At 37.6% G+C, this 25923-nt stretch carries 20 protein-coding genes and 1 tRNA gene; 10 read left to right on the plus strand and 11 right to left on the minus strand.

What is annotated here, in order from left to right; genetic code table 11:
- The first annotated feature begins 17 nt into the window (after window positions 1-17).
- Window positions 18-266 (plus strand): hypothetical protein, encoded by a 249-nt coding sequence (locus tag H6731_08320; GenBank protein ID USN50263.1) that lies wholly within the window; start codon window positions 18-20, stop codon window positions 264-266.
- 799 nt (window positions 267-1065) lie between these two features.
- On the opposite strand, the gene H6731_08325 is transcribed toward H6731_08320, so the two are convergent.
- The gene (locus H6731_08325; protein USN50264.1) at window positions 1066-3633 is read right to left on the minus strand and encodes a trypsin-like serine protease; all 2568 of its coding nucleotides are present in this window, start codon (window positions 3631-3633) and stop codon (window positions 1066-1068) included.
- A 350-nt stretch (window positions 3634-3983) separates the two neighbouring features.
- Here H6731_08325 and H6731_08330 point away from each other — a divergent pair, with 350 nt between their 5' ends.
- From H6731_08330 to H6731_08340, 3 genes are read left to right on the plus strand one after another with little or no spacing between them, the layout of a single operon-like run.
- Window positions 3984-4574, plus strand: a complete 591-nt coding sequence (locus tag H6731_08330) for a hypothetical protein (GenBank protein USN50265.1) — start codon at window positions 3984-3986, stop codon at window positions 4572-4574.
- Window positions 4575-4585: 11 nt separating this feature from the next.
- Window positions 4586-5146: a hypothetical protein gene (locus H6731_08335; protein ID USN50266.1), complete on the plus strand. Its 561-nt coding sequence runs from the start codon at window positions 4586-4588 to the stop codon at window positions 5144-5146.
- Between the two features lie 8 nt (window positions 5147-5154).
- On the plus strand, window positions 5155-5694 hold the full coding sequence (locus tag H6731_08340; GenBank protein USN50267.1) for a hypothetical protein: 540 nt from the start codon (window positions 5155-5157) through the stop codon (window positions 5692-5694).
- A gap of 158 nt (window positions 5695-5852) precedes the next feature.
- Here H6731_08340 and H6731_08345 read toward each other — a convergent pair whose 3' ends face one another.
- The 4 genes from H6731_08345 to H6731_08360 form a co-directional block, all read right to left on the minus strand.
- Window positions 5853-6038, minus strand: coding sequence for a hypothetical protein (locus H6731_08345; GenBank protein USN50268.1), 186 nt, complete (start codon window positions 6036-6038; stop codon window positions 5853-5855).
- On the minus strand, window positions 6028-6972 hold the full coding sequence (locus H6731_08350) for a hypothetical protein (GenBank protein USN50269.1): 945 nt from the start codon (window positions 6970-6972) through the stop codon (window positions 6028-6030). The genes H6731_08345 and H6731_08350 overlap by 11 nt, the downstream gene beginning before the upstream one ends.
- A 120-nt stretch (window positions 6973-7092) precedes the next feature.
- On the minus strand, window positions 7093-7452 hold the full coding sequence (locus H6731_08355; protein ID USN50270.1) for a hypothetical protein: 360 nt from the start codon (window positions 7450-7452) through the stop codon (window positions 7093-7095).
- Window positions 7436-8191, minus strand: coding sequence for an ATP-binding cassette domain-containing protein (locus H6731_08360; protein USN50271.1), 756 nt, complete (start codon window positions 8189-8191; stop codon window positions 7436-7438). Before H6731_08360 ends, H6731_08355 begins: the two co-directional genes overlap by 17 nt.
- 78 nt (window positions 8192-8269) lie before the next feature.
- Between H6731_08360 and H6731_08365 the strand changes: the two genes are divergently transcribed.
- From H6731_08365 to H6731_08390, 6 genes are all read left to right on the plus strand, one after another.
- Window positions 8270-8356: transfer RNA gene (locus H6731_08365), tRNA-Leu, on the plus strand.
- A 185-nt stretch (window positions 8357-8541) separates the two neighbouring features.
- Window positions 8542-9132 carry a methyltransferase domain-containing protein gene (locus H6731_08370; protein USN50272.1) on the plus strand — a complete coding sequence of 197 codons (591 nt, stop codon included), beginning with the start codon at window positions 8542-8544 and terminating at the stop codon, window positions 9130-9132.
- A gap of 5 nt (window positions 9133-9137) precedes the next feature.
- Complete coding sequence (locus tag H6731_08375; protein USN50273.1) at window positions 9138-10448, plus strand: DNA recombination protein RmuC; 1311 nt, start codon at window positions 9138-9140, stop codon at window positions 10446-10448.
- The gene (locus H6731_08380) at window positions 10445-11284 is read left to right on the plus strand and encodes a hypothetical protein (GenBank protein ID USN50274.1); all 840 of its coding nucleotides are present in this window, start codon (window positions 10445-10447) and stop codon (window positions 11282-11284) included. Before H6731_08375 ends, H6731_08380 begins: the two co-directional genes overlap by 4 nt.
- Before the next feature lie 45 nt (window positions 11285-11329).
- Window positions 11330-13369, plus strand: coding sequence for a 2-oxoisovalerate dehydrogenase (locus tag H6731_08385; protein USN51967.1), 2040 nt, complete (start codon window positions 11330-11332; stop codon window positions 13367-13369).
- 396 nt (window positions 13370-13765) lie between these two features.
- Window positions 13766-16570, plus strand: a complete 2805-nt coding sequence (locus tag H6731_08390) for a vitamin B12-dependent ribonucleotide reductase (protein USN51968.1) — start codon at window positions 13766-13768, stop codon at window positions 16568-16570.
- An 87-nt stretch (window positions 16571-16657) separates the two neighbouring features.
- On the opposite strand, the gene H6731_08395 is transcribed toward H6731_08390, so the two are convergent.
- The 6 genes from H6731_08395 to H6731_08420 all read right to left on the minus strand — a co-directional run bounded on the left by H6731_08395 (window position 16658) and on the right by H6731_08420 (window position 25804).
- Window positions 16658-18061, minus strand: coding sequence for an IS4 family transposase (locus H6731_08395; protein ID USN50275.1), 1404 nt, complete (start codon window positions 18059-18061; stop codon window positions 16658-16660).
- Between the two features lie 22 nt (window positions 18062-18083).
- Window positions 18084-18272, minus strand: a complete 189-nt coding sequence (locus tag H6731_08400; GenBank protein ID USN50276.1) for a hypothetical protein — start codon at window positions 18270-18272, stop codon at window positions 18084-18086.
- A gap of 204 nt (window positions 18273-18476) precedes the next feature.
- Window positions 18477-19229, minus strand: a complete 753-nt coding sequence (locus H6731_08405; protein ID USN50277.1) for a hypothetical protein — start codon at window positions 19227-19229, stop codon at window positions 18477-18479.
- Window positions 19229-22705: an SDR family NAD(P)-dependent oxidoreductase gene (locus H6731_08410; GenBank protein USN50278.1), complete on the minus strand. Its 3477-nt coding sequence runs from the start codon at window positions 22703-22705 to the stop codon at window positions 19229-19231. The genes H6731_08405 and H6731_08410 overlap by 1 nt, the downstream gene beginning before the upstream one ends.
- Complete coding sequence (locus tag H6731_08415; protein USN50279.1) at window positions 22695-23897, minus strand: ACP S-malonyltransferase; 1203 nt, start codon at window positions 23895-23897, stop codon at window positions 22695-22697. Before H6731_08415 ends, H6731_08410 begins: the two co-directional genes overlap by 11 nt.
- Window positions 23894-25804, minus strand: a complete 1911-nt coding sequence (locus tag H6731_08420; protein ID USN50280.1) for an AMP-binding protein — start codon at window positions 25802-25804, stop codon at window positions 23894-23896. Before H6731_08420 ends, H6731_08415 begins: the two co-directional genes overlap by 4 nt.
- Window positions 25805-25923: the final 119 nt, after the last annotated feature.

Genomic DNA, 25923 nt, shown 5'->3' on the forward strand with positions numbered 1-25923 from the left:
TTGAGAAGCAAAGGCCAATGAGGCCAAAAGGAAAGCTTCGTTTTCATCCCTATGCTTCCAAAAAAACAAGTCCTTTTAAGCATATGGATGGTAAACGTTCGAGCAAGGGGCAAAGATTGTATCATTGCGCCACCCCAGAGTCATTTCGAGCATACTATGCTAAAGAGCCCTGTCCAAAAAATTCTTCAGAAGACACTCTAGAAAAAGAAGAAAAAAATGAACTTTATAAGATGGAAGTCAGATTTATGTTGAACAAAGATGAATAAATCTTATGTGCTAGCCACTACCAAAAATACGTGATGAACTTTTATAAAAAATAAGGCAAGAGCAGGGGAATGTAAGTGAGTTTTTGTCTTTATGGGCAGAGTTTTTTCAAAGATATTACTAAAGGTCTTTTTGAGGATGCATGATTAACTTCATGATGCTCTTATTATTTTTTGAAATTATTTGTCTTCTTTTTAGGAAAATATTTTTTCTATAGCCTCTTTAATTTCACCACGAAAAAAGTATTTTTTGAGAGCGCTTTGATTCTCTTCGGAGAAGTTAGCACGCATAGAGTTTAGATAACAAAAAAGAAGGAAATTCGTATGGCATACTGAGTACACACCTTCTTGGCGGAGCATCTATTCAAGCCTGAATCTTACTGGATATTGTCAAAACAAGGGCTGTAAGGCCCATCTGGATAAAGTAGCCTGGCCAATTGGTTTTTCTTCTTATGACGAAGATACTTTAGCGGAATGCCCAGAATGCGAATATCAGATTAGTCCCCATGATTGTATTTACTATCTTTGCAAGTTTAAATTTGAGGCAACTAAATCAACAGGTGAAATACATAGCAGCGACTGGTATGAGGCAAGGGATAAGAAGAGCTGCAAGAGATTTCACCAAAGTATTGCTTACGAAGCTTTTGATAAGATCAAGATATTTTATCAAGAACTTTGATCTCTAATCAAAAAAATCTGGTTTGACGCAGCCCATTAAACCTCGAGGAAATTTTTATCCTGATGGTCTTTAAGAATATGTAATCCCAAAGACCATCGATGTATTGAGAATACTAATCTTTAATCATATGTGCGACTTTGTGTATTCTCCTAATAATCTTTGATAGCCAGGAGTTTTAATCACCATATTGAGCAAGTAAACTTCTATGTCATCCTCGTTCATGGTTCCTAACTTAAGAAAAAGTGATGAATATTTTTTATTATCACGTTGTTGTTCAAGAATGAGAGCTGCGGTTTTCGCCTCCTCAGACTTAAAGTTAAGTTCGGATAAACTTCCTTGTTTTTCAAAACGTAGTATCACCTCTTGAGGTGTATAGACGAGCTTTGGCTGAATCATACCTGGTAGTTTTGTGACAGAAGCAAAAGCACCCTCAATTTTATGAGCCTTCACTACGCTCACTTCGGTACCTTCTTTTACCAATAATTCGTCACTTTCAAATCTAATTTCTAAGTGCCCACCAAGTATTGCTGTACCGCTCACTTTTATATTATCTGTAGTCCATACAAATTCTGGATTGCCAATTTTTTGTACGACCCTCTTTTTATCCTCATCAAATGGCACATCTTCGGCCAAAATCAAGCTTCCATCAGGATTAACGATGTATTCTTTTTCATCCTGAATCTCAACCAAGGTTTTTTTAATCATGAGCTTTAATGTTCCACCAGATTGCTCATAGTTGCCATTGAGCACCAGGGTTTGCTGAGGCAATTCTTGAGACATACTCAACTCACCGCTGTGCATCACAAGAGCTCCATCACCAAGGTTAATCATCGCTCCCGCCCTTAGCGAGCCTCCGTTTATGAGTAAAGAAGAAGGAGAAGTGGAATGCTCTAGAGATAAGGATGAAAACTCATTGAGTTTAATATCTTTCTGCCATAGGGGGTCTTTTAAAGTAATGCTTACTGAATCTTGATTATATTCAATATTTCCTAAAAAACCCGCAGGCAATTTACAATCGGAAAACTTCCCAGAATTTTTACCATATAGAAATTTAATTTTGTCTCCATGCCTAAAAGCGTTGCCCATTTCCTCTATTACGAGTGTGCCTCCCAGCTGGGCATGCCCCTGGACATGAAGCACGGAATTTTCTATTTTCTTTCTTTTCTTTTGCGCACGTATGTGTAAAATTCCGCCCTTGCTTTCTTCGTTTGGCGAATGTTGTACATAATCGCCCACCATTCTAAGAGTGCCGATACTGCTTTCCTTGCCAGGCATAACTACGCCGTTAGTATTCACTATAGGAGAGGTGGAGTAGACCAGTGCACCTGTGCCCATTAATTTTCCGCCATGAAGTTTGAAATTTTCAAACCATAATTCGCCATCAATATCAACAACGCCAGCATTTATAATAATTTCCCTAGACTCTATTTTAAGAGCACGAGAAATATCTTCGCTTCCTGGTATTTCTATAATTCCTCGTTCATATTCGACGGCTTCAAATTTTTTGCCATTTTCAAAAAGTTTTTGAATGTGCTCATCAATTTCTTGTCTTTTGAGTGCTAAGGGTAATTTGTAAGGAATAAAGAGCTTAGCATTTGCATTCTCCAAGCTTAATTTTTCCAAACTAATAAAATTATCGAAAATAATTATTCCTGGCTTATTAACAATCGCCTCATAAAGCAAAGACTCTTGAAGATTATTGTGTGGGAAAATACCCTTGTTCCAATATGCTCCGAAAGTCCATTCGCTATTATCGAGCGTTATACTTCGAGTTAATGTCCGAAGAGCCTGATTATCTCTAATCCATCCTAAATATGATGGAATCGCTAGCGATATTCCTTTAGTGCCATAGAGAATATCTCTTTCATCGATCTTCTTGTCTTTATCGTCAAAAGAAGGATTAATTCGATGCGAATTTATCCCCAACAAATACCAGTGACCATCGCGCTCAATAAATAATGGTCCTCCCTGATCTCCATGAGTAAACATACCGAAATAATCTTCGCTTTCTATTGAAAAATGAGTTTCTAAAACTGATCGTCTAAAATCTTTTAATTCCTGCCAACACGCTCTTTTGTGAAAATCAATTTCTTTATTACTGGCTGCTGCCGTGTTGTCTTCTTTGTAAGGGTTCCATGGTTCTCCATAAAATCCAAAGCCCACCATGACCACTTTTTTCTTACGAAATGATCTTGAAATGTCTTCTTCATACAATTGTGCAGGCTCGACATTGTAAATGGGACTTTCCAAATAAATTAATGCCAAATTTTGTGCTTGAGTAAGTTCGTTATCTTGCTTGTGCCCAGCGAAAAGAACTGCTCCCTTTACGCTTCTAACAGCAATTGGCTCATTAAGGACATCATCTCCTAAGGCGAAAGTATTTGCTCTAAAGTAATTGGTGTTTCGGTCAAACTCAAAACCTTCTTCCTTTATGAGCACCGGATCCACGCACTGAGCAAGAGTTATGACCGTCAAGGGATCAATAAGTGTGCCTGTGCAATGTGTTTCTATAAGTCTCGTTGCATCTTTGTTTCTAAAATTAAGCCTAAGCTTTCCTACTGAGGGGAATTTTTTTGCCAGTTCTAAATGTTCCTGATGCTCACCTAAGGAGTGAAACACAACGGCATACGAACTAAAGGAAGCAGATAAACCACAAAAAAACAAAAGTCCAATCAACCTGATAAGTTGCATACATCTCCCACTTTTTTTGGTTTACAGCGCATAGATGCGACTTCAACTTGCGTAGTCTACAAGTAACAGGTCAAAGGCTTTATTTCATTTTAGAGATGTTTATCAGGAGAAATTCTTTTAGGAGCTCTTGCGCGCTCAGTATGCTCTTTCGATTTATTGACCGACAGTTTAGCTAAGCTTATGTTAAGACGTATATTGAAATAATGATTACAGCTTTTTTATAAATACTATTTAAGGATAAAAAATAATTTATTTTCTTTTTAGTACTCAAAAAACAAAAAATAAAAATGCCTGGAATATTCGCCATTATTTTTTGTTTTCCCATCATAAAATATGAACAAGAGGTTTTTGTGATGAGAAAACTTTTGTTGATGGCTATAGCTTTAGCATCATGTTCTCTATATTCAAATTCATTACAAATTGATTCCTTTGAGGTATTTATTACTCATCCTCGTGATAACAGTGAGTTTGGTAGCCTACGATATATGAGCCCAAAAGGCAGAATACTTCTCGAGTTTCCTTTCAAAGATGATTTGCTGGTGAGTAAGGTTGTAAATCAAGCCCGAGAAGAAAATAAATATTTAGATTTTGTCACTCAAGATAGTTACTATTCAGAACAGCCACCATCGCTACAAATGTCTGTTGGTTTATCTATGAGGGATCCTCAATATATGGAATTTGAGAGCGACCAGGTATCGCTTAAATTTCAAACCGTAAAAAAAATTTTGGCAGTTAGCAGCGCAAGCTCCTACATCGAATACCAAATCAATGGCCGCACCAAAAGGGTAAACTTATACTTTGAAAGTGTAGAAGATTGTTTAGCAAAAATGATTGAAAAATCTAAAAATGAATCACGAAAAATTTATTTAAATATTGAATGGTTAAAACATAAAAAAAGACAACAGTATCTGCCACTTAATTTTTTTGCATATAGCAATTAAGGTTTGTGACTATGGCAAAAAAAATTATTTTGATGCTATGTGCACACAGTCTATGGTCAGGAACTTTGTCTTATGATCCATATACACTGCGATACCAGGAAGGAATAAATAACGAACCGCCCGCGCTCATGCATGGGAATAGAAAAATTATTGAAGTCATCCCTGAATTGGGAAATATTTTAGAAGAACAATTATTATTGGCTAAGAAAAAATTTAAGCAGATAGAGATTAAATTTTTAAGCATAAATCAAATTATCGAATATGAAGAAGAACTTAAAAATAGATTATGTATTTCAGATAGTGAGCCTTTTAATCAGCGAATTATTATGAGCTACAACGATATAAAATACTCAAAGAAAAAAGTTTTCAACCAAAATAGTGTCTTTTTTCGGGTTGGAGACGAGTGGAAGGTTATTACTGTTTACAACGATCATCTCTTTAATAATCTTATTGCCCAGATTGATTTTGTTAAAAAATATAAAAAAAATATTTCACTAAATTACTTCATGCTAAAAAAGCGAAGTCAGGACTATGCCAACGCTCTACAAGTTATAAAAATAATCCCATGGTGATATGAATCATGTATTATATCGCAATTATTATTTTTTCACTGAACGCCTTGAGTGTGCATTATAAATACGATCCGCACTGTATTCGATTGCATCAAAAACAAGAAAATTTTACTGCCTACTACAAGTATCAGCGACTTAAACAGGCTAAAATAAATAACCATTATGTAATGCTTGATGAGGTTGCCTTTAAAGAGGCGACAACGATAGAAGAAATTGATGATGCGCTCTATGAAATCGATGAAAGAGTTCACAATAATTGGCATGAGTTTAAATGTGATCAAATTTATTTTTGTAAAAAAAATAGCAAAAAATATATTGAATATATTATTGATGAGAAAAATTATTACTTAAGATTATACTGCGGAAAAATAAAAACTTATGCCGCAACCTTAATTCGCTATGCGAAAGAAAATAATCTGAGTGTTTTTATTAACGTTTCGGCGTTTAAAGAGCGCATACGACAAAAATATTTTCATTTTGATCAACTCATACAAGTTGAAGAGCGTGAACAAGACCACAATAAAGACACTATTATCTTCTTTTATTAGAAAGGCCGGGCTCTTGGTATTTTTTTTAAAATTTCCCCTGCTTTGTTGTGTTTTTCTGTTCATTGCTATGGAGGAAGCCCAGCAAAAAGTTTGCAGGGCCAAGATTATCCGGGCTTGAAAAATAAATAATGGTACTTTTAGAGAAACAATGCAAATGATTAACTGTCGTAGCTAATTGCAATATTCACGCCAACTCCAAGAGTTCCATTGGTCACGACTACCTTCACTCCACGCTTACCAGTAGCCTTGGTATTCTGAATGTTGAATGCATCATCCATATAAAGTTCTGTCGCTCTTTTAAGATCGACTTCATGTTCCCTGTGCAATTGAAAGCTACTCGGCACTCACGACGCTTAAAGTGGTAGTAGAGGCTAAGTAGAGTTTATTATTATGAAAGCTTGCGTAGCGGGGAGTATCGTTGGCATATTTTTCGATCTGCTTTCCTTTGTATGGGAAGACATATTTGATTCCGTTTAATGGTGTGCAAGCGTGAAAATCGTAATTGATGTAACTGATAGAGAAGCATGTAGGATAGTTTTTGGGGTAGAAAAATCCTTCGGGATTTTCTTCTTGTGAAAATCGCATTATGAAAGTTTCTTTTTCAATTTGTTTTTTCTCAATAATATTTTTCCAACCAAGGTCGTGCTCTGTTGTTTCTACAAAAGTAGTGCCCCAGTCAGAAGATTTGAAAATTCTATTAGAACCTTTAACGTAGAGAACTTCATCGTTAATCTCTAGTTGGGAATATGAATCATACATCGAGCCAAAAGAAGCTGAACGAGAAAAGTTTTTTCCTCCATCTTGCGAAAGAGCAATATTGTTCCATTCGCATATGTGGTGAAATGGGCCAAATGTTACGAATACGTAGTGCCCATGAGTAACTATAGAACTAATTTTTTCATCTGATTTATTAAATTGACATTTGATAAATTCTTGCTCTTGAGTTTCTTTTAAAAAAAGTGATCCGTTACGAGAAATAAAAATTTTTTCATCATCGGAAATGTGAATTAAATAATTATCCCAATGCTGGAGGAGGTAAGGTTGATCTGGTTGATGGCGGTAAGATTGACCAAGTTGATGATTAGAAAATGTAGTTCCACCATCGTAAGATACAGCAATAGAGTGAGAGTGAATTAAGACGATAGTATTATCTTTAACAGCGAAATTAATAATAAAATTGTCTTTTTTAGCTGGTAATTGATAAAGAATTCTTTCGTTTGCACTCAGAACCAAAGAAAAAATAATTGATAGGATAAAAACAGAGTACTTAGTGAACATAAACCACCTTTAGGAGCTGGAGACACTTTTCTTTGTTTTCGAATGTTGTAAGGTTAATGTTTCTGTTTGTGATTGCTGTAGCTTTTTGAGATTTTTAAGTGCCTAAGCTGAAAAGAAAAATTACCACCTAAGCCTTGATGAGCTGATATTAATTTTAGTATCGGTTCCGAGCAAAATGGCAAGTCCGTGAAAAAAAGTTGGAAGCAGGGGAATCCAATTGAGAAGTGGAACTAAGTCGCATACCAAAGCGCTTAGAGAAAGCAATGCCAATTGCGGCGTTCTGAGCTGCACTCCTCTTATGAAACTCAGCAAAGCAGCTAGGCACAGACTTGTTACATGGACACCGAAACCCCAGCGAGCCACCGAAGAAAAAATGTTAGCAAACATAGAGTTGGAGCCAAGCCAAGGCAGTAAGTAGCTTGGAGTAATAAGCGCGGTGTAGGCATAAAAAAACCATTGGCGCTTAAAAAATGCAAACATGTTTTTGGCTCCTCGCATATCGATTGAGTTTATGGTGGCTTTGTAGCAGGGGCCACTGGGGAGGATCTATCCTAAATTTTTCAAGAGAGCCAGTCCAAAGACTTTTTCCTTGATAAAGAATCATAAGATTTTGTCCCCAAAAAGAAGCTTCAGAAAAATCATGAGTTACAAAAATTGAAGTGAAGCCAAGATCTTTTTGTTTTTTTTTCAATATCTTTAGCAAGCTATATTTGCTGACCGTATCAAGGTTTGAAAAAGCTTCATCGAGGATCAACAGTTTTGGCTTTGCGATCAATGCGCGAGCAAGAGCAAGTCGTTGCTGTTCTCCTGCTGATAGTTCATGAGGAAAAGATTTCTTGTGCGATATAAGCCCAAAAATAGAGAGGAGCTCATCAACTTCAAAATCTGAATGAGCAAAATTTTGGGTCAACCTCAGAGTTTTTGCAACATTTATATGGGGCCATAAACTTAAGCTTTGCGGCACATAAGCATATCCTTGTTTGGCAATGGGCACTATTCTTTGATTATTCAATTGAATTGTTAAGTTACTAAAACAGATCCTTCCGCTGATGCTGAGTTTTGTTTTTAACCCAAGAATAATTCGTATGAGTGAACTTTTTCCGCTTCCAGAATGACCCATGATGCTTAAGTGGCTGCCCGCATCTAAATTTAAATTAATATTATCAAGTATACAGTGGGGGCCGATATGAGCGCTTAACTTTTGAATTGAAAGATTCATGGGGTATCAAAAAACGTTTTGATCGAAGGTGCATGACTTGACGAATTTTAACAAGCGGGTATATCCACTGGAGTTCATGCCGGAGTGGTGGAATTGGTAGACGCGCCGGACTCAAAATCCGGTGGGCTTAGGTCCGTGAGAGTTCGAGTCTCTCCTCCGGCACCATCTATCGTCTGATAAAAAATAATCAAAAATCTTTATTGTTTCTGAAGCTTCACCGTAGGTGGGGCTGCAGAGCCTTTGTAGTCTAGAGAGTAAAAATTTTCGATTTCGGCGCTTAAGTTGATAGTTCACGAGCTATCCGATGATTTTTTAACGATTCTGGCCCTATGGGAGCGAATAGGTGGAAGATGTTTCAGCAAAATCCTTTTAGAATGATAGGCACCTTTGCCCCAAGTTCCAAGTTTTTAGCGCAAGCGATGATAAGACCAATCTGCTCTCAAAGTTCTCAAAGAATTCTTGAAGTTGGGGCAGGCACTGGAGCTATTACTAAATATTTAGCAAAACGTATGGCGCATTCGAGTCATTTAGATGTTGTGGAAATAGTACCTGCCTTTGCTCGCTTGCTTAAGCTTCGTTACAATAAAGCCAATATTGATATTTTTTGTGAAGATGTGCTTAAACTCCATAACTACGATAGTTATGACGTAATTATTTCGAGTCTTCCTTTTAATTCTTTACCATCATCCCTGACCAAGGCTTTAATAGAGCACTTGATCAAGCTTGCAAAAGATGGGGCAAGCTTTTCTTTTTTTGAATACAAGGGTCTTTCTCGTTTGGTTTCTGCCTTTCTCAATGAGGATGCACTGGTCCGTTATCGTGAGACTCGTCATCACATTGACCAATTTATCCATGAGTATCAAAATGATGAAGCGATAGTAAAAATTAATATTCCTCCTGCATTGGTGCATTATTTAAGCATTGATAAAAATGGAGCCTAAGAATTATGAACGCTCAACAAATTTTAATTTTTGCTACTGGATTTTTTTTAGGAGCTCTAAGCTTTTTGCTGATTGCGTGGAATTATTATGTTCGAAGACAAAATCGTACAGCTCAAATAATAGAAAATGAACAAAATCAAAAAAATCAGTTAACTATTAAACTTGCTCAAACTGAGGCTGAATATAGGCAAAGTAAGGAATATTTCGAAAAAAGAATTAATGACTTGAATTTAGTGCACGACCGCATGAAAGAAACTTTTTCAGCACTTGCCAAAGAAAGCTTGATTCAAAATATGGACGCAATGAATACTACTCTTAAGCAGAGTGTTGACCAGTTGTTGCAAGCAAGTGATCAGGAGCGGCAGCATAGTAAAGAGCAACTTAAAAATGTTGTGGCTCCTTTAAAAGAAAGTCTGTCATTTATGGATAAAAAAGTAAGTGATCTCGAAGCCATTCGCCAAGGCGCTTATAGTGGCCTTAAAGAGCAGATAGAAGGTTTGCTTAAAAGTCAGGCTATCTTGCAGCAAGAAACAGGAGCGTTGTCTAAAGCACTACAGGCCCCATCTATTCGAGGGCGTTGGGGTGAGATGCAGCTACGACGAGTGGTTGAGCTTTCAGGGCTTTCTCAGTTTTGTGATTTTATTGAACAGTGCAGCATAAAAGTCGAAGGTGAAATTTTAAGGCCTGATATGGTGGTGACACTTCCTCAGAATAAAAAAATCGTTATTGATGCCAAGGTTCCTTTAGAGGTATTTGGCACAGAAGACAAAAATGATGCTTGCGCTGATTTGGTAACGACACTCAAGCGACACCTAATGACCTTAAAGAAAAAATCCTATGCAAAAATTCTCGGGGACAGTCCTGAATTTACTGTTATGTTTTTACCAACAGAATCATTATTACATCGCGCACTTGTTACTGATCCCTCTCTTTTAGATTATGCAGCGCAAAATGATATTATCATTGCAACCCCAGTGACGCTGATTGCTTTACTCAAAGGAGTAGCATTTAGTTTTAAACAAGAATCAATAGCCAATAATATCGAAGAAGTAAGAAAATTAGCACAGCAACTTATTGATAGAGTCGGTGTAGTGTCAGCACATTTCGGAAAGCTTGGAAAGAGTTTAAAGACAGCTTCTGAAAGCTATAATCAAACATTATCATCTCTTGATTCCAGAGTTTTTGTTACGGCAAGAAAACTCAGCGAAATAAAATCCTTAGGATCAGATAAATCAGTGGAGAGCATCCATCAAGAATTTATTGACGTAGTGCCTAGAGAAATTGATATGAAACCACTGAATGGTAGCGAGTCGTGAAAAATTACAGCAGCGAGCAACTTGAAGAATTATGTGAGAGGCTTAATAGTTGGCCAGAAGAAGAACTCGATCATTTGGATGCATTTATAATCCATAATTTGGAAATTTTTGGCGCTCTTACCCAAGATTATGATTCCATTAAAAATATTGGAATTGAACTATCGTTGATAGTTAAAACTCGCCCTAGGCTGGAGGAGTGTCTTAAAGAACAGTTTTTAGAAATTGATGACTGCTTGGAAAAAGATCTCAGAGGCTTTTCGAGTCTGTTTGACTATGTGCTAGAGGAAAGTGTCATTCGAGTTGATACATGTGCTGTTTTAAATAAGCTGCCTCAACGCTATCAGGTTTTTTTGAAACCATTAGAACATCTAGCATCCCAAGTAGCAGCCCTTAGCGATTTAGAGGTTGCATTTGAAATTGGAAAGACCAAAACCATTCCACTATTATTTCTGTTGGCACTGCAAAAAGTTTTTAGCTTGAAATTTGCTTGGTCCATTGAAAAAGCACGCAGTATTTTAGGGCAATGGCTTCTAAAGCAAAAAAATAATTGTTGTTTGGGTTCGATTTTGCAGGCCAAGATAGATTTTTTTGAGCTTTATTCAACTCTCAGGCATTGCCAAAGTGAGCTTATAGGGTGGCAAGAAGTTATGCTTGCTTTTTTGAGCGAAGCATCATTACAGCGCCTTGTCTTGCCAGCAGAGACCTTTGTCATGTTTGAAGGAATACTCAATAAGATGGAACTTGACGGGTTGCTCCCTTTATTGGAGTCAGGTTTTATATCTATCGAGGGTTATGAAAATTCCCACCTTGGTGCCAAAATTTTCCATGTGATTTAGTTTTTTTCAGATTAGGAGAGCGGTTTGTTACAGGATATAAATATGATCAAAACTTCGAGTAAGAAAAATCGCAACATTGATCAAGATCAGTTACTCAATTGGTATAAATACGCACTATTAGCTCGCAAAATTGACGATAAGGCAGCTCTTTATATTCGCCGGGGTATGGGGTGGAGTTATCATGCTCGCTGCTCTGGACATGAAGGTATTCAGGTAGCATTGGGCTTAGCTTTCCGTCAAAACAAAGATTTTTTATTTCCTTATTATCGGGATACGGCAACCGTTTTAGCCGCAGGCCTCAATCCTGTTGAGCTCATACTTAACGGATTATCAAAAAGTACAGATGTCGCTTCTGGCGGGCGCCATATGTCCAATCACTTTGCCAAGCCTAGTATAAATATTCAAAATGTTTCTTCGTGTACAGGTAATCACACTCAACATGCTGTGGGTGTAGCTCGTGCCATAAAATATTATCAGGATGATGCTATAGCGTTTTGTAGCCAGGGCGAATCCTCTATGTCTGAAGGTTATTGCTATGAAGCGATTAATGGAGCTACACGCGAAAAATTGCCGGTAATTTTTGTCATACAGAATAATGGCTATGGGATTTCTGTGCCCACGAGTGAGCAATCAGCTAACACATTGATCAGTGATAATTTTCGAGGTTTTAAAAATCTAGGTATTTTTAATGCAGATGGTACGAGCTTTTTGGATAGTCATCAAAAAATGAGTGATGCTGTCGATTTTGTACGTTCCACAGGTTGTCCAGCTCTGCTTCATGCACAATGTGTTCGTATTGGGGCTCATTCAAATTCCGACGCACAAGATCTCTATCGCGATAAGGAAGAAATACAAAAGGCTGCCCAATCAGATCCAATCGAATTATTGAGAGCTGAAATTCTTAAAAATAAAGGTGCCGAGAAATATCTGAAAGCTCTTGAAAAAGAGTTAGATAATGAAATTGAGCAGGCATGTCAAAAGGCTGAAGAAGCGCCTGTGCCCACCCCTGATTCAGTGCATAAATTTGTTTTTGCACAAAGTTATCAGCCACAAAAATCACAAGATGAACATGTCCCAGTCGATGCAGAACCCACCGAAAAATTGCGTGAAGCAATTAATCGTACTTTAATAGAGGAATTCCAACATAACGACCAAACTTTTTTATGGGGGCAGGATTGTGCCTCTAAGAAAAAGGGAGGTGTATTTAATCTGACCAAAGGAATGCTCGATCTCTTTGGCCCAAAACGAATTTTTAATGCTCCCATTGCCGAGGATTTTATAGTGGGTACCGCCAATGGCATGAGTCGCTATCGCTCGGATATTAGAATTGTTATTGAGGCTGCTCAGTTTGCTGATTATGTATGGCCCGCAATGGAACAGATAGTGGAGATGGGTCATGATTATTGGCGATCCAATGGACAATTCTCTCCCAACGTTGTTTTGCGCTTAGCATCAGGAGGCTATATTACTGGAGGTTTATATCACTCGCAAAATATTGAAGCTATCATGAGCCATTTGCCGGGGCTTAGGGTAGTAACCCCTGCTTTTGCTGAAGATGCTGCAGGGCTTTTGCGTACTGCCATTCGCTCTTTTGGGCCAACTTTTTTCCTTGAGCCAAAATATTTATATAACCGAGCAGAAGCCAGGGGACCAAAATATGGATCAGATTTTGCTCTACCCTTTGGTGTGGGAAAAGTTCGGCGGCATGGGACTGATATGAGTATTATTACCTATGGCAATACGGTGCATATGGCGCTTCAGGTAGCCCAAGAACTTTCTGAATCAGGGCATTCTATTGAGGTTTTTGATTTACGTTCCATCAAACCACTCGATATTGAGGGTATTAGTAAAACAGTGCGTGCCACTGGGAAAGTTCTTATTGTTCACGAAGATCATATGTTTAATGGGATTGGTAGCGAAGTTTCAGCGGTCATTATGGAAAATTGTTTTATGGATCTTGATGCTCCTGTTCGGCGCTTAGCGGCGCTTGATATTCCCATAGGATTTTCCAAAATTCTAGAGAACGCAATTTTGCCGCAAAAAGAGAATATTAAGAAAGCTGCAATAGAACTCTTGACCTACTAATTATATTTATCCTAAGTTTGATTACTGGAACTTTTAACCTAGAAAAAAATGGTAAAAGTTCCACAGAAAAATAAGCGTTAAATGATTAAATAAAACAATTTTTAAAGTTTGGATGTTTATAGTAAATAACATTCCTTGTTTTGTGCTGCTTTTATTGTTGAATTTAATTTAAAAAAGCAAAAATTAATGTAAAAAATTTTTAAGAGCGATTGACTAAAAGTATGGGTCGTGGGTAGTTCTAGATAATCAAAAAAATTCAAAAGATGAGTTTTTAGGCATGTGTTTTAGTCAGCAAAGGCACAACTAGTATTCTTTTGGTGGCGAAGATAAAAATCATTCGGGGAAAATATTATGGAAGCTTTTGTGGCAGAAGAATCAAATTTCGGTGCAGATAAAATGGGTGAGGAAACAAAAATAACGATAGAAGTTCAGGGGAAGGCGCTAAAAGTAAAAAGGCATTTTACTAAGGAAGGCATTGATCCCATGAGTGAGGAGGCTGGGGTAATATTTGAAAAGCGAGACGCTGTGATAAGCGGGATCAATGGGGAAGTAATTTTTGAGCAAAAAGATGTAGAAGTTCCCAAAACCTGGTCGATGACAGCCACCAATATTGTGGTGAATAAATATTTCAGAGGTAAACCAGGTACCAAATCACGCGAATCTTCAGTGCGTCAACTCATATCACGCGTGGCTGATACCATTACGGCTTGGGGTGCTAAGTCTAAATATTTTTCAACCAAAGCTTGCGAGCAAAGTTTCCATGATGAGCTAACCCATCTTCTCGTTAATCAAAAAATGGCCTTTAACTCGCCTGTATGGTTTAACGTGGGCGTTGAAGCCCATCCGCAGTGTTCGGCTTGTTTTATAAATTCTGTTGAAGATACTATGGATTCAATTTTATCTTTGGCTAAAACCGAAGGAATGTTGTTCAAATATGGCAGTGGAACCGGCACTAATTTTTCCACCATCAGAGGCAAGAAAGAAAGTTTAGCTGGAGGCGGAGAAGCTTCAGGTCCTGTTTCTTTTATGCGAGGTTTTGATTCCTTTGCTGGTGTTATTAAGTCAGGTGGCAAAACCAGGCGCGCTGCAAAAATGGTTATCCTTAATGTCGATCACCCTGATATCGAAGAATTTATTTCTTGTAAAGTTAAAGAAGAAGCCAAGGCCCATGCTCTTATCGATGCAGGCTATGATGCAGGCTTTAATGTTCCTGGTGGTGCTTATGATTCGGTGATGTTCCAAAATGCCAACCACTCTGTTCGAGTAAATGATAAATTTATGAATGCACTTGAACAGCACACAGATTACACAACCAATTCAGTTGTGGATAAAAAGCCATTAGAAAAACTTTCAGCAGATAAAATCTGGGAAGAAATCGCACGATCAGCTTGGCAGTGCGGCGATCCTGGGCTGCAATTTGATGATGTTATCAATCAATATCATACCTGCAAAAATACAGCCCGCATCAATGCATCGAATCCTTGCAGCGAATACATGTTTTTAGATGATTCGGCCTGTAATTTAGCTTCCATCAATCTTTTAAAATTTCTTAACCAAGATGGCACATTTGATGTTGGAGGTTTTGAACATGCTGTAGCGCTCACAATTTTAGCTCAAGAAATTTTTGTGGATCATGCATCATATCCGACCAAAAAAATTGAAGAAAACAGCCATAAGTTTCGTCCGCTAGGATTGGGTTATGCCAACTTGGGAGCTTTACTTATGAGCTTAGGGCTGGCTTATGATTCCGATCAAGGAAGAGCTGTCGCGGCAGCCATAACGGCGCTTATGGGAGGATATGCTTATAAAACTTCGGCGGTGATCGCTCATGCAATGAAAGCATTTGCAGGATATAACGAAAACAAAGATTCATTTTTGGACGTGATGTCCCTCCATCAAAAAGGGCTCAAACGATCAGAATTTGATTATTTGCCCAAAAATTTAAAACCCGTTTTTCAAGCTGCTAAAAAATCATGGAGTGATGTAATTTCTTTAGGAAAGACCTACGGCTTTAAAAATGCTCAGGTGACAGTTCTCGCTCCGACAGGGACCATCGGTTTTATGATGGATTGTGATACTACCGGCATTGAGCCAGATATTGCCTTGGTAAAATACAAAAAGCTTGTTGGTGGTGGACTTATCAAAATTGTTAATAACACAGCCTCACGAGCCCTGGATCAACTCGGATATACTCAAGCCCAAAAAGCCCATATACTTGCCTATATCGAAAAAAATGACACTATCGAAAATGCACCCGATTTAAAAGCTGAACACTTAGCTGTTTTTGACTGCGCTTTTAAACCGCAAAATGGCATCAGAAGTATTCAGCCAATGGCGCACGTCAAGATGATGGCGGCAGTACAGCCTTTTTTGAGTGGCGCCATCTCCAAGACGGTAAATATGCCGCAAGAATCGACGGTGGAGGACGTTGAGCACATCCATTTTGAAGCTTGGAAACGAGGATTAAAAGCACTGGCAATCTATCGTGACGGCTGTAAGAGAAGTCAGCCTCTTTCGGTAAGTATCGAAAAAAATAAAGATAATGTGAGTGGTCCAGCTTTACCCGTGGCAAATTTTAAACCTTTGACGCTCGAAGACCTGATTGCAGCCGCCAAAGGAATGAATGCCAACGATGAGCTAGGACAAAAGCTCGGTATGGTAAAACGCAGACGTTTACCAGTTGAACGCTCAGCACTTACCCATAAATTTTCCATCGGAGGACATGAAGGCTACCTAACGGTAGGATTATTTGAAGATGGCAGTCCTGGAGAATTATTTTGCACTATGGCGAAAGAGGGGAGCACCATCAGTGGCTTAATGGATGTTTTTGCCACAGCAATAAGTTTAGCCCTGCAATATGGTGTGCCAGTCAAAGTGTTGGTTGAGAAATTTTCGCACACACGTTTTGAGCCCAGCGGTTTTACCAAGAATTCAGAGATCCCCATGGCGAGCAGTGTGTGCGACTATATCTTTAGATGGATGGGTTTGAAATTTCTTAAAAGCAGTGAACGTCCCGAATGGCTACAGGCAGCGCAAGCAGAATTGTTTTCTGATGAATCGGAAAAATCTCAGGAAAAAAATCCATCACCCTACATGATGCAGCCAGACGCGCCGCCATGCCAATATTGCGGAAGTATTATGGCGCGAAATGGCTCGTGCTACCGATGTGCCAACTGTGGATCGACTTCAGGTTGCAGTTGATCTATCAATAATAATCTTGATTGCCAAAAAATCCCCGCAAGCATCGCGGGGGTTTTAGCAATTATCTGTCTAACCTGAGTTTCGTTCTCATGATTGATCACATCTTTTTGTTGACAAGATAGATTCGGCGATTTGGTAACCTTTATACATAGCATAAAGTTCTCTAAGCCCTCGCCATAAGACTAGCCATCCAGGAGGACCGTTATATTTAATGTGTCCTCCCAACCTTGCTATTTGCCTTAAAACTTCATCGACAGTAAGCAATGATTCCGCGGTATAATTTTGCAGCATAGCTAATAATGGAGGCGGTATATAAAGTTCTGGTGAGCTATTTGCTTCATTTGCTTTATTGCGTAGCCGCAGGAGAAACCAGGCTATTGGTATAAAGACTCCCAAACAATTTTTCAGGCTGTGAAAGCTTTCTAACTGTCTTTTTTCATATGAGCATCCAGTTTTAAGGACTTTAAAGTATTCTTCTATGACCCAACGTGAGCAATAGCATTCGATAATCTTTTCGATATCTTGGCGCGAAGCGATTGGTTCTTGAGTGAGTAAAATCCATTCAATAGGCTTTTCATCTTTAGGCGGATTTCGCTCTAGAATAAGAACAGCATTTATATCTAAAGATAATGCATATTTTTTATCTACACAGTTTGATCTTTTTAATGTAATTTGTTTTGCTTTAATATCTACTATCGTATTGCGGGCATCTCTTTTAACAAGCCTTTTATTATTAGCCCCGCCGGATTTTTTATTTCTTCTAGAAAGATGTATTTCTTTAGAAAACAATCTGCTTTCTTCTGCAAATTCCTCGCGTAAATGCTTGCCGTTTACAAGGGCGCGGTCATAGCAGCCCCTAACAATAAATCGATGTTCTTTGTTCGATAAATCAGCAAGCAAAGCATAACTATCTGTTTCACTATCGCATACGTGGATTGCATTTTTAGCGCTTTCGCTGAGTTTAGAAATGCTATCGATTGCGTCATTCCATCTTTGTTTTTCCGATGGCAGGCGACGAGACTGAGTCTGTGTAAGAATCCCTTTTTTTCTGAGTGCATAAGGACTGATTTTTTCACCGCGCTTAAAACAATGCAACCCCAATGTACCTAATGGTTCTCTATCTGACGCAGAAATAGCTAAACTGAAATGACCAAAGAAGCTTGCACTTTTACCTAGTGAGGTTGTTCCAAGGTCTCGTCTCTTTCCTGAAAATACAAACTCACTCGAATCATGCGCAATAATAATATCATTATTCTTATTGCACATACGCTTTAAAGTAGCTTGTTTGTGCGGTTCTAAAATGTCTTTTATTTCTATGTAAGGATTTTCCACAAACCGATAGAACCCCTCTAATTCTGCCGAACTCCCAAATGCCTCAGGAAAAGATTTCTCTGGACTTTCAATAACCGAGCTAACAATTGATAAAAGGCGCTTAGTTAAGCGCTTATCACCAAGATTTGATTCTATAAATTCTGTTCTTATATGATTCATTGAAAAACTTGATCACATCAAATTAAACTTGAAAATGCTTAAACGACTTTGTCAACAAAAAGATGTGATCAATCATGAGAACGAAACTCAGGTTAACTATGCTTCGAAGGCTATACACACGAGGTCTGCCTCGTTTTGCATAGGCAGGGAAAATCAGTTCTATTACTTTCCAGGCAACATCAGACAAACAGGTTTCATACAAGCACGACATGATATTTCCTTTCAAAAAGATTTTTACGTCATACTTTTGTCACAGCGATATTGAACCAGAATTGCCAAATTGATTTTTTTACAGCTTCTTAAAGAGAGCTTTTTTCAAAAAGTTTTTTTTACGATAGAAAAAAATCAAGTGTTTTGTTACACAGCTGTTCCTTAGATTTTTTAGGACCATTTCCGAGTTTTGTGTTACATCGTTTTAAATTAAAATTACTTCATCGTGAAAAATATTTAACAACCTTTGTAATGAGTTGGCGGTAAAAAAATGGCCACCATCAAGTAGATGATAGGTAAATTCTCCATATGTCATCTCTGACCATAAATCTATGGTATTGGAATCAAGAAATGGATCGGAATTACCAAAAAAACCCGTCATTGGTATGTTGCATGGTGATACCGGAAAGCTTTGCCATGATTTATAAACGTGATAGTCAAATCTAATGCGATCGATTATGTCTTTTATTACTATATCGATGTGCTGATCAAAGATATTATTTTTGGTTAGGTTAAATTCATGAGCCATCCAGTTATCATCAGCAGACAGAAAATGAGAAATATCATGCACAATAAACTGTATAGGCGCTAAGGCGCTGGCAATAAAAATTTTCTTTACAGTTTCAGCAAGTCCTAAATTTTCGAGCTTACAACCTGTTTGAAAAGCAATTTGTGCTCCTAAGGACATACCGAAAAGACTGCCCGGTAGAGAGTGCTCGCTGTATGTTTTTTCAATAAAAGTTATTATTTCATTTAACCATTGATCGGCGCAGATTAAATTAGAGTTTGCTAAAGTCTGTGGCTGTCGGTTAGGAAATTCTGCTACCCACACCTCCACATCGTGAAGTCTTCGCCAAAAAAAATAATCAAGACGAGAACCACCTACATGATGAAAGCACAAAACCCAGCCCTTAGAGCAGGAAGGTTGGTGAATCTTATGAAAAGTTAGGTTATTCATCAATCGCGTGAATTTTTTAATGAAGTCATTTTATCAATTGTTAAAGCCACTTCTAAAAGTGAAGAATCTATAAGATCACTGATATTTAGTTTATGGCCAAAATGAATTTCTATGTCTCTCGCTATTTGAGTCGCCATGATAGAGTCTCCGCCCAAATCGTCGTATAGTCTGGCTTCTACCTCCATTTGACGATATCCAAGATGCTTACTCCATATTTTTGCCACCAAGATTAAATTTTCTGATGCTTGTGAGTGTTTATTACCTACAAGTTCGACCTCAATTTCTTCTAAGGATATTTTCGGAGTAGGAGCCTGTTGTTTTGGATCCAGCATGGAGATAATATCTTCTCCTAATTCATAGCCGTAGGATGCAAGCTCTTTCACCAACTGGCCCATTTTATAATTAATCTCTCCAATCAGTCCGTGCCTTGATTTAGAAGCAATCATTCTGTGCATCTGTTCAATTGCATCGTCACATAAAATAGCTTTAAAACTTGTATCAACATTGGTTTTTGCATCTTTAGCCATACCAATGTCTTTAAAGGCAACCCAAGCCAAAGAACAAATGTGGTTAAAAGCGAGATTATCCTTATAGCTTAATGCTAAGCCATCCATAAAATTATTGGCCATGCTGTAGCTCGATTGACCCACGCTGGGAAAATATGAAGCGACAGATGAAAAGAGCGCAACAAATGAGTTTTTTATATTTGCATTAGACAAAGCTTTTATTAGATTTTTTGTTTGATAAATCTTAGGGTCTAATACTTTATCAAAATCATTATCATTTTCATGTGCCAAAAGATGGGCACTGGGAACTCCTGCGAGATGATAGATGCCATTAATGGCACCATATTTATCATTAATTTCGGAAAACAAAGTTTCCCAATCCTGCTGGAGACCATAAAAGTTGGTTTTGATAACAGTTCTATGATTGCTTAAAACAGAAGAAAAAGTTTCACGATAGTGAGAGCGAATTCTGCCGTGGCGACTCAATAAAATAACTTGCGCAGACCATTTTTCCATCAAATAGTTAGCTAAGCTTAAGCCGATACCACCCAAGCCACCAGAGATTATGTAGACACCAGAGTGTGTTAGGCAATCCTTTGCTTTTGCTTCTGGTGAAAGTGCTAATCCAGTAAAAACTCTTTTATAAGCGGCATCTTTGTAGAGATAGCTAAATAATGTTTGATTATTGCTTTTTAAAAATTTCGCTACGGAATCTAGGTGTTCAGCATAGTGACGGTCAACCAACTGTACATTTAATTTGGTTTCCTTCGCTAAACTTATAGCTAATCCATGAATCATTCTTTGCACTGGATCGATAAAATCTTCATCTATAGGCTTACTGCCTGCCTGAGTTGCTATCGCAAGGGAAATAAAACCTGAAAGTTTATTCAGAGATTTAGCAAATAAACGTAAGTTTTTAGCTTGTAAAAGATCATATTCTCCGGGTTTGCTCATTTCACCACACCAGACTATCTGGAGCTTATCGGTATTACCGTTTATTTCTTTAATTAGTTCTTCAAACTGTTGCCAAGGTTTTGCGGCTATTATTTTATATCCAGCCGAAATGAATATTTTTTTTGTTTGTTCTAAGTGACGTTCACTTGCCAGCAAAGCAACAGTAGTGGTTTTTTCTGGGCTATTAATGTTCTCGAAATCTTTCAACTCAAGATATTTTTTATATACGTAGTGATGATGAAACTTATTTTTTTCGCGAATCTTTTCTTCATAGAGTGGATCAAAGCTCACCCAAGCTCTTTGTTCATGAAAATGATAAGTTGGGATAGGAACTCGCCTACAGAGTTGCTCGTTGAAATGAGCTTGCCATTCAATATTTTCTCCTTGAACATAGGATAAAGCAATTTCGGAAATTTCTCCTGCTGATTTACCCAACACACAACCTTCTATTTTTTCTTTTTTCGACAATTGTGCATAAATTAGATTTTTAGCTTCTATCCAGTTTTTTGCCAGTACTGCAAAACGATAGTTATAATGGCTTCGTCCTATCCTGGAGGTATGGCAAATATCCTGAAATGAGAATAAATTGCGCGGTAGATAACTGAGATAGTCTTTCAGTAAACCCACTAGAGAGTCATGAGATTTTGCTGAAATAACCAACAAATCAGTATGCTCATTGCAGGGGACATTGGATTCATAAGAGTTATCATCATTTCTTATTAAAACATGAGCATTGGTGCCACTCATGCCAAAGGAATTGATGCCTGCATATCTAACTTCCTCTGGCCAATCTTCGACATCTTTTCCAACATAAAATGGTGTGTTAGCAAAATTTATTTGGTAGTTAGGAATTTTAAAATTACAAATAGGAAATTTCTTTTTGAAGTAGACGGAAAGGGCAGTTTTAATCAAACTAGGAATTCCTGATGCTTCGTAAAGATGACCGATATTTCCTTTAACTGAACTAAGATAACAAAACTGCTTGTCATTGGTGTGGCTAGTGAATGCTTTGCTTAAGGCTGCAACTTCTATGGGGTCTCCCACTTTTGTTCCCGTACCATGTGCCTCAAGAAAGCTAATTTGTTTGGCATTTACCGAAGATTTACCCCAGGTTTTTACTACAACATTTTCTTGTGAATGAGGATTGGGGGCGGCTAATCCAAGACTGCGACCATCCTGGTTTGTACTGCTAGCTTCTATGATGCAGTAGATAAAATCCTGATCTTTTCTCGCTAGGTGCAAGGGCTTTAGATATAAAGCACCGACTCCTTCTCCAATACCAACTCCGTTTGCTGAAGCATCGAATGGTTTGCTTTCAAAATCAGGCGATTCTATAGCGATACTTTGCCCATTTACTAAAAGTGGCGCCAGCATAATTTTGACACCACCTACGATAGCTCCTGTTATACTTTTATTTTGAATAGCCTGTACTGCTAAATCGAGCGCAGTCATTACTGAAGAACAGGCAGTGTCAATGCAAAGAGCAGGGCCCTTTAGATCTAGAAAATAGGAAATCCTTGAAGCAATGACAGCTGGTAAATTATTAGGTATCTGAAGATCAAATTGTTGATCAGGTTTTTTAATTAATAAATCTTTGTAGTTAAATGGTCGGTAATCTGGCATATAGCCAATATAAACTCCAGTATCACTTTTCCTAAGCATTTCAGGTGCGTATCCTGCATCTTCAATAGCCTTAATAGCTTGCTGTAAGAAGAGCCGTTGAGCAGGATCCATGACTTCAGCTTCACTGGGAGAAACTTTGAAATAGTGGTGATCAAAACCATCAATGCGATTTAAAAAGCCGCCTCTTTGATATTCAATGTCAAGGTGTTTTGCAAAACGATGGTGATAAATATCATCGATAAATGGCAATAAGTCATCTCGCCGCTCTTGTGGAAAACTTCGAATCGCAGAATTGCTCTGAATTAGAAAATCCATGAATTCTAGTGGATTGTTCGCCTTGGGTAAATTACAGGCCATGCCGACAATGGCAACTTGATGAGTTTCATCCAACATTATTTTCTATCTCTTTTAATGTATAACCTTTAAGTACCATTGCTTGGATGAAGCGATTTCGGCATATTTCTAAATCTGCATCCTTAAAATCAGATTGATTATTTTCTTTTAAAGATACTATGAAATTTAATAGTTCCGAATAAATACCAGAAATCCTATCGACTTCATCCGATGACTCTCTATTTTTTTTCTTGCTACAAGCTAGTCTTGAAAGCCAGTTATCAAGTATTTTTATGTATTGCTCTGCTTTAAGTGCTTTACTTTTTTTACGTCCGATTTCTGAATACATTGAAATCAAATCAATTGCTTTTAGCTTGAAGACTTGTTTGGCTAACACATCTTTGACCGATTTTTGTAAAATAGATTGTGGTCCTACATCTATTAGACAGTTTACATTATCATTTTCCAGAAGTTTTTCTATACAGGTAATCCACAACACAGGCTTATCAATCTGGCTTTCTAATGCTGCTCTAACGCTTTCCGCATCGTCGAGCAGTGTTGCAGTAGTGGATGAAAGAACTTTTATTTGTGGGTCGTTAATAGTGATTTGATCAAGTTTACTTGAAAAACGGTCTTTAATTATTGCCATCATCGGATGATGAAATGCTCCGGCTACTTTTAGCGGCATGGTAACTATGTGATTTTTCTTAAGGGTTTCTTGAAAAGCACAAAGCAAGGGCAGGTTTCCGGAAACGACAAATTCTTTAGGACTATTAAAACTTGAAATTATCAAGGGTAAATTATTGGGCTGCAATTTTTTATTGAAGTTAAAAAGGTAATCTTCTACATCGGAAAGCGAAAGATTGATGATGGCAAGCATGCCACCGCTTTCTTCTTGTGAGACTGCGTCCATTAGTTGTCCTCTTGCTTTAACAAGAAAGAGGGCATCCATTAAATCGAGAGATTTAGACGCTACTAAAGCTGTAAATTCTCCAAGGCTGTGTCCACAGAGAAAGCTCGGTATAAAACCAAAGTTATCAAGACAAAAAAGAAAATAACAGTAACTTGTTAACAGTACTGTGGGCTGGCAATACTCACTTCTCTGTAAGTTTTCAGGTTTTTCTAAATTAAGTTGTAGTTTTTTTTGGGCCTGAGAAAAGAGCTGTCGTGCAGGAGAATAATTTTTTACTATCCAATCTGTCATATTAGGAGATTGACTTCCCTGGCCGGGAAATAAGTAGGCAAAACTCATACCTTAGCTCCATTTAGAGATTGTTGATATGATGAAATTAAAAAATTTCTAAAATCAGTAATATTTGGGTGACTATAAATATCGGCAACAGAAACTGAAATAGATAATTTTTTTGATAGTTCGTTAACTAAAATTAATAAATCCAAAGAAGAAAGCTCAAGATCTTGAATATTCATATCTTTATCGCTTAACACGTCATTTCCTAAGTAAGTTTGCAAAAGTTGATTGACTATTGTGCTTGAAGTTATTGCTAAGGTTGATTTTTTGTTAAGCACTAAAGGATTGGAAAAATTCTCTTTGCTCGATTCATCTTGGTTCAAAAAATCTCTCATCAATTGAAATCTTTGAATTTTTCCACTGGTGGTGCGAGGTACTTTTGCAATTTTAATAAAGCGAGTGATTTCAAAACCAAATTGTTTGCGACAGGTCTCAAAAATTGATTGAGCCAGCGATTCATAGGTTTTTACACAGGGTGCACGTAAAAAAACAATAATTTCGTCATCATTGGAGAAATCATTTTTGGAAACAACACACTGCCCAGGAGAAATTCCAAGAGCTTCAAATAGATGACTTTCGATTTCATTCGCGAAATAACTTAGTCCATTTACTTTGAAGTGGTCCTTCGTACGTCCCAGCCAATAGAGACATCCGTTAAAAATAAATCCTATATCTCCGGTCACATACCCTTCATCTAAATTATTAAGCCCCTGATGATTTATAATTTTACGTGTGACAGTGGGACCTTGAATGAATATGTTTCCTATCTCGAGTTCGTTTAAGGGGATTTGAAAATCATCGACAATTTCTAAACAGAGCGAAGGAATTGGTTTCCCTACATTGGCAACGATAATACTATGAGGTGTGAGTGATGGTTTGTTGGCAGCATCAACTTGGCTAATAATAGTTACTTTTTCACCCATACCGATACTTCTAGAATCAATTTGTAGAAAGTTGCATTCATCAATTTGATCTTTTATCGTTACTGTTAAAGTGGCTTCTGCCAAACCGTAGGCCGAGGTTAAGGCATCAGGCTTAAGCTCCCAGGATGCTAGTAAATCTTTACTCGTTTGTGTGACGGAATATACGATGGGTTCGGCTCCATTAACAATGGCTTTAACCTTGCTTAGGTCAGGTTTTTTTAGCAATGCGTTACATCGGCTGTTGAAAAAATGATTGGCAAAATTAGTAGTAGTTAATAAGGTACTACCTTCTTCGGCGGCAATTTCAAACCACACCTGAGGTTTTCGTAAAAAATAATTCAAACTAAGTAGGCACTGATGACTTCTATTAAGCAAGGGTGCAAGGTGACCCAAAATAATTCCAAAATCATGAGTCATGGGCATCCAACTTAAAAATCGTTCATCATCTGAGTCACAATGTATTGCAGCTAATGTATTCTTAATATTCAGCTGGATCATTGACCAGCTCATAGCAATTCCTTTTGGACTACTTGTGGATCCTGAGGAGAACTGCCAAAAAAATGTTTCAGAGTCATCCATAATGGCGCTGTTTTTTAAAAAACGCTTTTTATAACAAAGATCGTCAGATTTGTTATTGCAAAGAAAAGCGAAACCTGCTTCGAGTGTTTCCTCATCGAGAACCATTGAATTAGGAAGCTGAGCTTTCACTTCTTTTAGTTTATGCTTTCGTTGCGGAGAATCAGCAAAGGTTAAAGGCGCAGGAACCATATTTGAAAGAATGGCCCCCCAAAAAAGCAATAGTTGCTCGTACTTTTCTCGAGCTTGGGTAATTATAGTGGTTCTAGCAGGCAAGCCTTTAGATTCTATAACACAAGCGAGTTCAGCCGCTTGTAAAAAAAAATCATGGTAGCTAAGCCGTTTTTTGTTCACAGCACTATTGTAAAATGTGATGAATCGCTCTTTGAAATTATTAAAATCCAACGTCATAATATTTTCATTTTTTAAAATGTTAATGACAAGGGCTCGACTTAAGAAAAATAAGCAAAAGTTGAACAAATAAATTCTTAAATCGAACTCATTTACTGCATATCGACAAATCGGCTTAT

It is taken from the genome of Myxococcales bacterium (assembly GCA_023898405.1).
Classification (GTDB): Bacteria; Myxococcota; UBA727; order UBA727; family JABDBI01.